We start from the raw sequence: 13,140 nt of genomic DNA, 5'->3' as shown, positions 1-13,140 counted from the left end.
AGGATGTTTTTTATATCTTAGTATTTCTTATCGATAACTAAGCAGATCTGTTGACTGCCCTTGGCTTTTAACAGCAGGTTTTTTAAAATATTTCAGGTTTATCCTGATTGCCGTTCTACTAGAAATGATCGGTTTAAACGAAGGGTTCTGGTACAACCTTTCGTTTTTTTATGGCTATGCAGGAAACTTTGTTCCTCCTTTCTGATTAAAGGGTGTAAATTGATTTATATTGTTTTTCATGGTAGCTTTAAAAATTATAAGTAATAGAGGTACTGTAGGTGCGTCCGAATTTCTGGCTAAAGCTGATCAGGTCGCCATCATCATATTTGTCACTATAACCCTCTTTTAACCTTGTCCTGGTGCTGCGATCGGCATCGCCACCAACGTAATCAGGATTTACCTCGTAGCTGGCGGTGTTTCGATAAAAAACCGATGCCCTGTTCAACAGATTTCCGGCATTGATCTTTATCTCAAGCCTGTTTTTTAATAAACGCCCACTAATTTGCGCATCTATCTGTGCCCTAGATTTTTCGTATTCAATATCAGCGGGCAGTTCACTTACGATATATGTTTTATAGCCCGATTTGTTGTACATGACATTGAAGCTAAAATGGCTTGCACTATATTGTAAACCCAGGTTAACCAGGTAAGGCGACTGTCCGTACATGGGGCGGTTCTGTTTGCTTGGAGCCTCTATGGTTGATGGACCATTTGGATCTGTATTGGCCACCAGATATGTTCCTTTCACATCCGATCGCTGAAGGGTTAAATTGGCGTAGGCCGTTAGGTTACTAAATAGTTTATGCGTAGAAATAAAGCTGAAATTTTTCCGTAGTTCAAGTTCCAGCCCATAAACTTGTGCAAAATCGGCACTTTTTAAGTAGTAGTTGATGTTGCCTGAAGCAGTACTAAAGGTAAGCTCGGTGGGTGTGTTGAATTTCTTGTAAAAGCCTCCTGCAGAAATAATTTCACCAAGTCCCGGAAACCATTCTGCTTTCAGGTCGTAACTATTAATCCTGGTACTGTATAAGCCCTGGTTACCAAATTGTGCACCAAGATATGGGCTATATCTCCAAAATTGGCTATTGTCTAATAGTTCAGGTCGGATTACGCTACTCGAAAAGGCGGTACGGATATTGAGGCTGCTTGTGGGACTGTAAGTTAAATTGGCGGATGGCAGCCATTGCCAGTGTTTATCTGGTTTAATGCTGAATATTTTGAGGTTGGTGTTGTTTCCATTATTGATTTCATCGTATTTATAATATTCTGCACGTGCACCCCAAACCAATCTGAATTTCTCTAGAAACCTCGTGTCAAACATCAAAAAACCAGCCTGTGTAAGACTTTTGCCCTTGTATATATCCTGAAAGCCATTCCCAACATTATAGAAGAAACCATTGGCGCCACGAATGTTCTCGGGCTGTTGCATTTCTGCTATTGTTAAATAGCGTAAGCTATCTGGTAGGGTATTGAAGTTGGCCGAAAAGGAAGCAATAGTCCAGTTAAATCGGGCCTGTTTCCAGTTTCCGAAATATCCTGTCTTCAAGGTGTTTCTTATTCCTGCAACTTCAAAGGGAGTAGATGTAGACACATCCCACGAATAATGCTCTTCAGCATTTTCGTAATGGTGACGGGAGGTTGGGAGGATACGGGGTTCACTACTGTTTACAATATCATAAAAATACTGATATTCCTTGTCAATAAGCCTTGGTACCTGAGTAGCCAGTATTACATCTTTTTCGTTACGGTTGATCGATGTTCGGGCCAGATTCCATTCTATTTTAAATTTACCAGCCTGGTGCTGTCCGCTCAGTTTGTTCTGTAACAGATCTGTATATGTTGGATCATCTGTTTCTTCCAAACGGTTCGCCGGTGTATTGCCCGAAACATCAAAACTGTGCCCTAGCGTTCTCACCAACGTATTGTCGTACATGTGTGTATAATTGTTGCGGAAACTATATCTGTTTTTTCCTGATTGATAGCCAATGTTTAACAACGCAGACCAAGTGGTGTTAAAACCATAACTCGAACCAGCATTGTTATACAATTCGGAAGCAGACCAGTCTCCTCTTTTCTGTTGATCAAATGTGTTGATCTGTTGCGTGTTCCGGTAACTTACAGACCCAGTAAAACCAAGTCTCTTTTGTTTTAAAGTATCAATCTGGATCATTCTTCCGATACTGAATTGATAGTTTTGAGATGGTGCAGCTTGGTAACGGTACATTGTGAAGTTATCGTTGGTAAATAAACGGCTCTGCGTTTCTACCTTTTTTGCATATTCCGCTTCCGTTAAACTATTATTGGGCGCAACTCTTCTATCTGTTACAACAAGGTCTTCAGGATAATTCCTTCTGCCATCGTCAAAGCCAAAATAATCATATTTACCTCTTTTATGACTTAAAAAATCCTTACCAGTACTTTGGTCGTTGTACGATGTACCTGCAGTAAAACTCATAAAATTTTCTGTTGGGATATCTTTGGTATTGATTTGTATCAATCCACCACCAAAACTGGTGTTCATATCGGGCGTAACCGTTTTGCTTACCACTACATTATCAACAAGGTTAGAGGGAATAAGATCGAAGGAAAAGTTGCGTGTCTGCGCTTCTGTACTTGGCAGGGTCACGCCATCCAACTGAGCCGAATTGTAACGTTCTCCAATTCCACGAACGATTACAAACTTATTGTCAATAGTGCTTACACCACTAATGCGTTTCAAACTTTCACCGATGTTTTTATCGGGTGTTCTGCTAATTTGTTCTGCGCTGATCCCATTGCTGATTTCGGAGGCATTTTTCTGCCGGGCCAATAAACCCTCAACCGAAGCTTTTTTGTAACTGGCCGTTACTACTACTTCCTGTAAGCCTTTTGCATCAGGTTTTAACGAAATGTCTAATGGTGTATTTTTGTCTGCCTTTACGTTTACCTCGCTAATGCGTTGGGTAACAAAAGAAATATAACTAACTTCCACAGTATAAGTACCTGGTTCAACGCTTAAAGTGTAACTTCCATCGCTGGCGGTTTGCGTGGCTTTGCCTGTTTGGATAACCTTTATGGAGGCACCAGGAAGGGTTTCACCTTTTTCATCAAGTATTTTACCCGATATACGTCCAGGTTTTACCGGATCAGGAAGTTTGTAAAGCAATATGGTATTGGTATCAGCAAACCTATAGGCTACCCTGGTTCCTGAAAGTATTTTTTTGAGGATCAGTTCAAGGGGCATGTTTTTTACCTCGAGGCTTATTCTGCTGTTCTGGCTAAAAATCGATTTATTGTAATTAATCGACAAGCCTGCTTTTTCCTCTAAAAGACTAAGGGCATCCGAGATGCTCATTTCGGCTATTTTGATGCTTACACTACTTTCTCCTGGTGTTTGCTCAAAGTTTCTTGCTAATGCCTGATTTGACAAAAGGGCGCACAGCACCAACATAAATGCTGCTGGCCTGTAATCGAAATGGATAATATATTCTTTTATATATTCATAAAACCCTATTTTCATAGGTTCAAGATGTTTTTTAATTCTCACGGGTTAAAAACTTTTGTTTAGGAGCTGGATTGTTCGAGCAATCCGGCTCCATGTTTGTGTAAAGAGGTTTAATTTATTTTTCATAGGTGTAAATCCGGTAATAATGCGCAGGTATGTTTGCGCGCTCAAGTATAAGCTAACCTATCATTGGCAGCCCTCCCCCCATATGGTAATTGTTTTAGTGCCGGTATCTATTTTGTATTTCAGGTGTTTTCCACTCATTACATGTAGCTCTTCCATTACATTGGTGATGCTTTTGTTCGAAAAGGTGGCATTAAACCTGCATTGATTAAGTTTATTACTCTTTAGCTCAATGTTTACATTGTAATATCTCTCCAATGATTTGAGCATATTTGGTAGCGTTATATCTTTAAAAGCGAAGCTATTTTTGATCCATGCATTTACTTCTGTTACCCGTTCAGTGTGTACTGTATAATTATGTTCCCTTAAATGATAAAATATTCTCATGCCAGGAGTAAGTAGCGAAAGTTCTTTTAGTTCACCTTGACTGCTCTCCGAAACTTTCACTTTACCAGTGCGCACGGCAACACTAAAGGTTCCATCTTTCGGGTAAGCATAGATATTAAACGAGGTTCCCAAAACCTGTGTCTGCATCTGCCCGCTATGTACAATAAAAGGACTGGTGGTATCGCGTTTTACTTCGAAAAAAGCTTCTCCATCAAGCTGTATATTTCTTAAACCGCCCTTCACAAAATGTGATGGCCAGGTAAGCTTACTTCCGGCGCCGAGGTATACAATAGAACTATCAGGTAAAATCAATCTTACTTTCTCACCTTTTTGGGTGGTTTTACTTAAAAAGGCAATGGCTGTTTGTACAGGTTGTTGCGCTTTTTTATATGCATACCAGCCAAGCGATGCAGAAATGATGACCACAATTGCGGCGGCATATTTTAATAGTGGGAAGAGTGATCGGCTTTTTGGTTGGCGTTCCTCAACTTTATTCCATATCTGTGCAAGTCTTTGAACTGCGGCTAAAGAGTAATCGGTTTCGTCCGTTTGTTTTGTCCAGGTTTTTTCCATTACATCGTGAAATTCAGAATCGGCGTTTGCCGGGTCGGCCAGGTACTCCATCAGGATTTTTTCTTGCTCCGGATTGGTTTTACCTGTTAAATAATGTTCAAATAGTATTTTAATGTTTTCTTTCACTTTAATGTTTGTAAGCTTTTATGCTGCGCGCTATGGTATATATGTCTGAAACCTTAAATACAGCTATGCGGAAAAATATTTTTTTTAAAATAAAATGTAAAGTGCTGTTTAGTAGCGTGTTGTACTGTGGTGTGATAATAACCAATGATCAATTTGCAATAATCAATAGCAACGATTAAAAAGTTAATGATAAAGCAATAAAGATGCTGAAACAAGTTACCAATGACAGACTTAGAAAATCAGTCGTCATTTCGACTGAAGCGTAGCGAAATGGAGAAATCTTTTAACATACTTCAAAGATTTCTCCACTGCGGTCGAAATGACGATTCTACGTGGCATGTCATCTCTACTCCAATGTTGTTCTGAAAAACCAGACCTCTCAAGAGGACGCGCCGCTTGGGTTGCGCTAAAAAAAAAAACTTAATGTTCTTAACCTCTTAATGATGGAAGATGAAAAATAGGAGAGGGCGCTTATCTTAACGCTCCACGCCAACCACTTAACAAAGCAACACCAATAGAAAAGATAATATCGTTTCTGGAGAATAAGTGCTAAAATATTTCCGCATTATACCCAGTGATTTTTTGAGGTGATTGTTTACCGTGTTTTTGGAGATGCCCATCAACTGCGATATTTCCTCATGTGTATGGTGGTCATTTCTACTCATCAGGTATATTTTTTTTACCTGCGGAGAAAGACTTTCTATTGCTTCCTGTGCAATCTGTTTAGTTTCTTTGGCATTAAGTTCGTCTTCTATGGCATAAAAAGATTGCTCATGCTTAAGGTTTTCGCTACTGTATGCTTTTTCTCTGGCTTTTTTACGAAGTGTAGCGAGGAAATTGTTGCGGATAAGCGTATAAAGAAAGGCATCGAAATTCTTTTGCGGATCTATCTTCGATCTGTGTTCCCAAAGCCTTACAAAAACATCCTGAGTAAGTTCTTCAGCTTCTTCTTTGTCCCGTGTAAAATGGTAGGCATAACCATATATTTTTTTGCGGTACAGATGGTAAATTTCATTAAAAGCAGCTGAATTGCCAGTTTTTACTGCATTCAGGAGTTTTGCATTTTTAAAATCTTCCAACTGTTCCATAAGTAGCGGTTATGGGAGGCAAGTTAGTGGTCACGTTTAAAGTTAATGTTAACACAATGAAAACCTTTTCTATCACTTTAATCGGTGCGTAGTTACGATACTCTGTTGCGCAGATTCTGCCCTCGAATCCATTAAAATGCGATCAGCCCGAAAGCGCTTGGAAAGCACATTATTTATAGCAATCGATGTTTTGATGGCTTTGCCTGTTATCGCAGCGATTGCTGCTTTTACCATGGGATCTGCAGGATCACCCAGTTGAAGCAAGGGCAAAATACTCATTTCATTGATTGCGATATCGGGGTTGATTCCAGCACTATACCCACCGCTGCCCTGTGCATTAGAAAGTTTATAAACAATCGGGTGCATTTCCCATTTTACCTGTTTAGGGCTTCGTGCATCAAATATCCTAAATGATGCTTCATCTTTTCCCTTTGTTTTTTCGCCAATTAACACCACCTGAATAAAAGGTTTTAGGTTATTGATCATTACTTCTGAGGCAGATGCCGTGGCGGCTGTTGATAAAATATAAACCCGACTTAGGCCAAGGTTTTGTTGCAAGAGGGTGTTGAAATTTACGGTACCATCGAAAGTAGCTGCAGTACCAATAGATTCTGTTTTGGCTCCGCCATTTTTATTGCCCCTGTAGGTAATGAAAGGTTTATTGAACGATACATTTTTAGCGATCATGGCACATATGCCTGCTGCTTCTGCTACCTGACCACCCGCGTTATAACGGAGATCGAGGATAAGATCGGATACATCTTCTGCTTTAAAATTACTAAAAACAGGAGTGAGTGAGCTGGCTAAACCGCCATTAAAATCCAGAAAATAGAGGTAACCGATTTTTTTTCCGTCGCTTTCTATAACCTTGCTAATCTCCCGTTGGTCGAGTATTACACCTTTGCTTAAGTCAACAGTGCGTGTATCTGTCCAGGTATTGTTATTCAGCTCGGCTAAACCTAAAGAAAAACGGTCGCTGTTTAAGATTTCGGTTTGCAAAGCCTGTGCATTAGTAGCAGTTAAGGTTTTGCCGTTAATTTTACTGAGGTAATCTCCACGTTTTAAACCAGCCCTCGATGCGGGAGAATCCTTTAATACAACTTTAATGATCCCGATAACTTTTGCGCTGTTTTGGTCGCTTACCGTTGCATAATCAAAACCAAAATTTCTATTGCTTGGTATTGTGGTGCTTGGGTCGTTAGGGATACTGATATATGAAAAGCGATCGGATGCATTGCGGATGGAATTAAAAAAATCTTTTGGTGATAAACTGATATTAGGATCGGCAGGCAATTGCTCATTCCAATAATAGTAGCGTTTAAGGCTATCTAGTATCCAGGTGTTAATGCTCTCGTTGCTTCCAATTGGATAATCGGGGTTTTTATTGCCCTTTTTGCATGAAGGCAGAATGGCTAAAAATAGAATGACAAGATAAATGCTGTAATAAGTTGCTCTTTTTAATTGTGTTATGTGGTTTGTCATCGCCTTTCGGATTTTAAGAACAAACTTAAGACTACTATTGTTAACCCGAGATTAATTTTCAAAGTGGACTTATCTATTGCATATTTGAACAAGAAGGAGATATTCCTGTGCCGGGCAACTATTTAGCTGGAGGAAAATCCAGCTTGGCTGTATATAGAAACGGCTTAATTTACCTTCAGAATGGTAAACCCATTGACGCCAAAAACGGAAAAGCCACCGATTTGATTAATAATAAGAACCGTTAATCTCTGTTGCTATTTCAGCGTTTAAGAGATATATAAATTTTTAAGCTGAAAACAAAGAGGTTGTATCATAAATGAGATTTGTCATCCTTAGCTTGTCGAAGGACCTGTTTAAATACGCTTTAAGGTGTTTCGACAGGCTCAACATGACAGCTCTGGGCTGAAATTGCCTTTATGATACAACCTCTTTTTTATTATTTTATCGCTCCAAAAGCTGCAAAATAAGAGTTTTTGTGCAGGATCTCGGTAACGCTAAACCCAACTTTTTGCAATAATGCCAATTGATAGTTTAAAGAACGTGGGGTATCTTCATATTCAATATAATCAAATACCTTTTGCTTGTATGTTTCACCGCCAAGTGTTTCAAGGTAGGCCCCGTATTGATCTTGAAAAAGATTATCGATCAAAACGGAATCGTGTGCAATGAGGTCTGAAATCCAGATACTGCCTCCAGGTTTTAAAGCCTTGTAAACTTTGGTAAAAACAAGTTCCCAATCGGCATCGGTGCGCAAATGATGAAATGTTGCAGCAGCAAGTATAATATCGAAATGATTATCGGGTAAATTAAGGTTACGCATATCGTCCTGTATAACGGTTACTGTTCCGGTTGTTTGTACCGATACCCTATCGCTTGCCCGATCCAGCATCGGTAAACTCAAATCGTTAAGTGTACAGTTAAGGTTTGGGATTTTGCTGAGCATTTTTAACGTGTAATTGCCCGCACCACATCCAATATCCAACAGTTCTTTTGCATTTGGATTAATATATTTGGCCGCTCCGGTGCAAAGCTCCATGGTAAGTGGCGCATCGATGGTGGTTTGTTGTCCGCTCTCTAAGTTCGAGAAACGTTCTACATCGTTATCAAACCTTGTTTTAATTTCTTCATTTGTTGCCTTGTGCGAATAATCTTTACTCATTGCTTTAATTTTTTTGTAAAGTTAGTGCTGTTGATCATATTTGTAAAATATCAATTTTAGCATAAAACGATACCTGTTAAGTATTATAAATATGGAGCTCAGACATTTGTTGTATTTTAAAACTGTTGCAGAAGAACTTCATTTTACTAAAGCTGCAACCAAACTTTTTATTTCGCAGCCTCCTTTGAGCAGGCAGATTAAAGAACTGGAAGAAGAACTCGAAGTACAATTGTTTACCAGGAGTAATAAGCGGGTTGCATTAACAAATGCCGGAAAGTACTTTAAGGTTGAAGTGGATGCCATGTTTGCCAAACTGGAAGAGAGTAAAGAAGTGGTTCGTAAAATTCATGAAGGTATTAGCGGCGAATTAAAGATTGGCTACATCAGTTCGGTTTACCAATCGCACCTGGCAGAAATTTTAAAATTAATGTACCGGGAATTTCCCTATTTGAAAACGAGTTTGTTCGAAGTGCCTACACTTGCTCAAATTAAAGAGCTAGAACATGGTGGTTTAGATGTGGGGATTTTAAGAGCACCGGTTTTATCGGAAAAATTGAAAGTAGAATCTTTGTTTTTTGATCCATTTGTAGTGGTTATTCCTTTAGCAGACCAAAAAATTGATACGAAGAACGGACTTGCTGATTTTTTGAAGAAAAGCCCGTTTATATTCTTTAATAAAGATTTTGCACCGCAGTATAACCAGAAACTTATGGAAATTTGCCAGCGGATGGGCTTTAGTCCCGATATTACCCACGAGGCCAACAATGTACACTCTATATTACAACTGGTAGAAGCAGGCCTGGGTGTATCTATTTTGCCGTTGTCGTTAAAAAAACAATATGCACAGTTGAAAGTATCTTTTATTGAATTTGATGCTATTCCGGTCAACACAGAGGTGGTACTGGCTTATAAAGAATCAAATAAAAACCCGGCATTAACCTGGTTTATTAAACACTATGCTGAGTTAAAAATCAATTGACTTTCAGTAAGATAAGCATAATGAAATCCAGTACCATTAATCAATATACATTGATTAAAGACCGATGAAATTGAAAGAAAGGCCGTTCTCCGATGGGGGAGGCAGTCGTTTTTACAAATTTCAAAATCCTATAGCCACTCATTGGGCATTATTTTTCAAAAGAAACGGTCAACTGCCTAAAACAAGTTCAGTAAAATGGATTGTTGTAAAATTAACTCCAAAAGGTAGTTGATTTCCGATTTTCTACCATATCATTTCCGATTTTCACCTCTTTTAAACTTGTAAAAGCACAAATTTGCCGCAACCAACATCAAAAGCCTATGTTAAGGCTTACACAAAATGGATTATACAAGTTTACCTAACCTATGAAGAAATTATTGTTCACCATATGTTTCCTGGCCACAGCAGTAATTGCTCATGCACAAAAGGCAGCCGATGAAAAAAAAGCGATGAAAAATCTGCTCGACAGGCAATTTGAATTTGCACAGAAACAATATCAGTTACTGGCCAAAAACACACCGGCAGACCGCATGCCGAAAACCTATTATGCAAAAAATAATAAGCTGGAAACGAGCGATACCAAATGGTGGTGCAGTGGTTTTTACCCGGGTTCGCTACTTTATATTTACGAATACACTAAAGATTCTGGCACCTTAAAAGAGGCAGAAAAACGCCTTGCCGTACTAGAGAAGGAGAAACATTATACCGGAAACCATGATTTAGGTTTCATGATGTTCTGTAGTTTCGGCAACGCCTACCGCATTACAGGTGATGCGCGATATAAACCAACCATCGATACAGCTGCAGCTTCGCTTGCCACGCGCTACCGCCCTGCTGCTAGCGTAATCCAATCGTGGAATAGCAGTAAACAATGGAAAGGCCCTGTTATTATTGATAATATGATGAACCTGGAGCTGTTGGCATGGGTGTCTGATCATGGTGGCGATCCGAAATACAAGAAAATTGCCCTCAACCATGCCGATACTTCGCTTAAAAACCATTTCAGGTCAAACTATAGTTCCTACCATGTAGTAGATTACGATATGACCACTGGCAAAGTACTTAAAAGAGGTACGGCCCAGGGGGCCTTTGACGAATCGGCCTGGAGCCGCGGCCAGGGCTGGGGATTATACGGTTATACCATGATGTACCGTTTTACCAAGAACAAACATTATCTTAATCAGGCAAAAAACATCGCCAGGTTTATTATCAACCACCCGAATATGCCTCCCGATCAGATTCCATACTGGGACTTTAACGCACCTAACATTCCAGATACTTATCGTGATGCTTCTGCCGCTGCGGTTATTGCCTCTGGTTTGCTAGAATTAGGACAGTATGCAACAAAAAGCGAGCGAAAATTATATGTAGGCGTAGCAAAAAAAATGATCATTTCACTCTCATCTGATGCGTATACTGCAAAGCAGGGTGAAAACGGCGGTTTTTTACTGATGCACAGTACTGGAGCCCTGCCCCTGAAATCAGAAGTCGACGTTCCGCTAAGCTACGCCGATTATTACTATCTCGAGGCGCTAATGCGCTACAAAAACTGGTATTTATAACACACAAAAAATGGAAAGAAGAAAATTTATAGGCGCATTGTCATTAACCGGAGTATTTGGGCTGTTTAATCCTAACGAAATTTTATCCGCTACAAAAACTAATAACAGTACAAGTTCTCAACCAAAAAACGACAGAGAATATTGGTATAAACTGCTGTATAAGATTGCCAGCCCCGTTGTTTCCAATTTAGCCAATGGAACACTGATTAAAAATATGCCAGTGGTTACTGCACCGAAATTCGACTCCAGAACACCTGCTGTATCGTATTTGGAAGCTGTTGGCCGTACCTATGCCGGAATTGCACCCTGGCTTTCGCTACCTGATGATACCACAGCCGAAGGTGTTTTAAGGAATAAATTGAAATTACAAGCCATTCAGGGATTGGATAGCTGTTTTGCGGTAAATAGTCCTGATAAACTAAATTTTACCAGGGATTATCAGCCAATTGTTGATTCAGCCTACCTGGCACAAACTTTTTTAAGAGCACCTAAAGCGCTATGGGAACCGTTAAAGCCCGAAACAAAACGCGAAATTATTGCTTCGTTTAAATCATTAAGAAACAGAAAACCCTTTAAAAATAACTGGTTGTTATTTGGTTCTATTACCGAAGCCTTTTTATTATCGATTGGCGAACCACACGATGAAAGCCGCTTAAATGAGGGGGTAGATACATTAAACGCATGGTATAAAGGAGATGGTTGGTATGGTGATGGCGTAAACATGGCTTTTGATTATTACAACTCCTTTGTAATCCACCCGATGATGGTGGATACGCTAGCTGTTATGCTCGATAAGAACCTAATCAAAAAAGAACGGTACGATCTTGCCGTAAAAAGGATGCAGCGTTATGTAGTAGGGCAAGAGCGCATGATTTCTCCTGAAGGAACCTATCCACCAATTGGACGTTCGATTACCTATAGAACCGGCGCTTTCCAAGCTTTAAGTCAAATTGCCTTAATGCATAAGTTGCCAGCAACTATTCAGCCCGCTCAGGTACGTTCTGCCTTAACTAAAGTTAAACAGAATATGTATGGCATACCCGGAACTTTTGACGCAAAAGGATGGTTACAGCTTGGTTTTTGTGGGCATGATCCGGAAATAGCTGATTATTATACCTCTACAGGTAGTTTGTATATGGCTACACTATCGTTCCTTCCTTTGGGTTTGCCCGCTAGCGATGAATTTTGGGCCGCACCCTCTGCAGAGTGGACATCGAAAAAAGCCTGGGCAGCAAAACCATTCTCCAAAGATTATCATGTAGATTTTTAACCTGGAAAAAAGGAGGCTGTATCTTAAAGTTAAATTCGATTCAAATTGTTACGTTAAGCTACTTGATGAATCGGGATTTGGTTCGGAAAAACTAAGGATTGGGACGGGCTTGGTTCGGAGTTGGTTCGGACTTACAACAGAGTTGTGACAATTATATCCGAACTAACTATGTTTTAAAACCCTGTTAAATTTGTTGAAATAGTATGTTGATTACAATTCTTTTTTTATCTTAGTGTTAATCATCCCATAATTTTTAAAATTATGGCAATATTTAAACAAGGAATCAACGGTGGTTTCACCGGGAAAGTTGGGAGCGTAATAGGCTATCAACTAAATGGACAATGGGTGATGAAAGCGCTACCTAAATCCAGTGTAAAAAACAAAAAAGGAACAGCCCAACAAAAGCTTTGCAGGTTTGGTTTTACCAGGATGCAGCATTTCCTTAAACCCTTAATTACATTCATTAGGGTTGGGTACAATCTCGAATCTAAACTGAGGATGATCACCGCGCATAATGCAGCCAAGTCGTACAATATGCTCAATGCATTGGATGCAAATGGCGAAATTGATTATGCAAAGGTATGTCTAACCTTTGGAAGTTTGTTGGGGGCAGAAAAGCCCAACGTAGTTAAAGACGATGTGGGCCTTCATTTCAGCTGGGAAAATAATACAGCTAATAACTCGATTAGGGAAACAGATCAGGTGATGGTAATTGCTTATAATGTTAAAGCTCAACGGACTTATTTTAAACTCAGTGGCGCAAGAAGAATTGATGGGATGGAGACAATTGTAATCCCCGCATTTGAAAAAGAAAATGAATTGCATACCTGGATTTCATTTATTTCAGATGACAGGCAGTCTATTGCAATGAGTAGCTACACAGGGAATATTATCATTTAAGATACCA

Annotated in this window: 9 protein-coding genes; 4 read left to right on the top strand and 5 right to left on the bottom strand. The window is 39.5% G+C overall.

All coding sequences use genetic code 11. The features are described from left to right. Nucleotides 1-247: 247 nt before the first annotated feature. From J7E57_RS21565 to J7E57_RS21545, 5 genes are all read right to left on the bottom strand, one after another. Nucleotides 248-3,499: a TonB-dependent receptor gene (locus tag J7E57_RS21565; RefSeq protein WP_215131042.1), complete on the bottom strand. Its 3,252-nt coding sequence runs from the start codon at nucleotides 3,497-3,499 to the stop codon at nucleotides 248-250. Nucleotides 3,500-3,670: 171 nt separating this feature from the next. Then, a complete protein-coding gene (locus J7E57_RS21560) occupies nucleotides 3,671-4,693 on the bottom strand; it encodes a FecR family protein (RefSeq protein WP_215131044.1) in 1,023 nt (340 codons plus the stop codon). Between the two features lie 497 nt (nucleotides 4,694-5,190). Next, the gene (locus J7E57_RS21555) at nucleotides 5,191-5,781 is read right to left on the bottom strand and encodes an RNA polymerase sigma-70 factor (protein WP_215131046.1); all 591 of its coding nucleotides are present in this window, start codon (nucleotides 5,779-5,781) and stop codon (nucleotides 5,191-5,193) included. 72 nt (nucleotides 5,782-5,853) lie between these two features. Beyond that, nucleotides 5,854-7,263 (bottom strand): S41 family peptidase, encoded by a 1,410-nt coding sequence (locus tag J7E57_RS21550; protein WP_215131048.1) that lies wholly within the window; start codon nucleotides 7,261-7,263, stop codon nucleotides 5,854-5,856. A gap of 436 nt (nucleotides 7,264-7,699) precedes the next feature. Further along, nucleotides 7,700-8,422, bottom strand: coding sequence for a class I SAM-dependent methyltransferase (locus J7E57_RS21545; RefSeq protein ID WP_215131050.1), 723 nt, complete (start codon nucleotides 8,420-8,422; stop codon nucleotides 7,700-7,702). A gap of 91 nt (nucleotides 8,423-8,513) precedes the next feature. On the opposite strand from J7E57_RS21545, the gene J7E57_RS21540 reads away from it, so the two are divergent. The 4 genes from J7E57_RS21540 (at nucleotide 8,514) to J7E57_RS21525 (ending at nucleotide 13,133) form a co-directional block, all read left to right on the top strand. Then, nucleotides 8,514-9,401: a LysR family transcriptional regulator gene (locus tag J7E57_RS21540; RefSeq protein ID WP_215131052.1), complete on the top strand. Its 888-nt coding sequence runs from the start codon at nucleotides 8,514-8,516 to the stop codon at nucleotides 9,399-9,401. Between the two features lie 365 nt (nucleotides 9,402-9,766). Next, nucleotides 9,767-10,963: a glycoside hydrolase family 88 protein gene (locus J7E57_RS21535; protein WP_215131054.1), complete on the top strand. Its 1,197-nt coding sequence runs from the start codon at nucleotides 9,767-9,769 to the stop codon at nucleotides 10,961-10,963. A 10-nt stretch (nucleotides 10,964-10,973) separates the two neighbouring features. Continuing rightward, on the top strand, nucleotides 10,974-12,233 hold the full coding sequence (locus J7E57_RS21530) for a DUF2264 domain-containing protein (protein ID WP_215131056.1): 1,260 nt from the start codon (nucleotides 10,974-10,976) through the stop codon (nucleotides 12,231-12,233). 261 nt (nucleotides 12,234-12,494) lie between these two features. After that, entirely contained in the window at nucleotides 12,495-13,133 is a 639-nt protein-coding gene (locus tag J7E57_RS21525; protein WP_215131058.1) for a DUF6266 family protein, read from the top strand. The last annotated feature ends 7 nt before the right edge of the window (nucleotides 13,134-13,140 follow it).

It is taken from the genome of Pedobacter sp. ISL-64, assembly GCF_018613605.1.
GTDB lineage: Bacteria > Bacteroidota > Bacteroidia > Sphingobacteriales > Sphingobacteriaceae > Pedobacter.
Note: the sequence above shows the minus strand (reverse complement) of the source record. Positions and strands in the feature narration are given on the sequence as shown.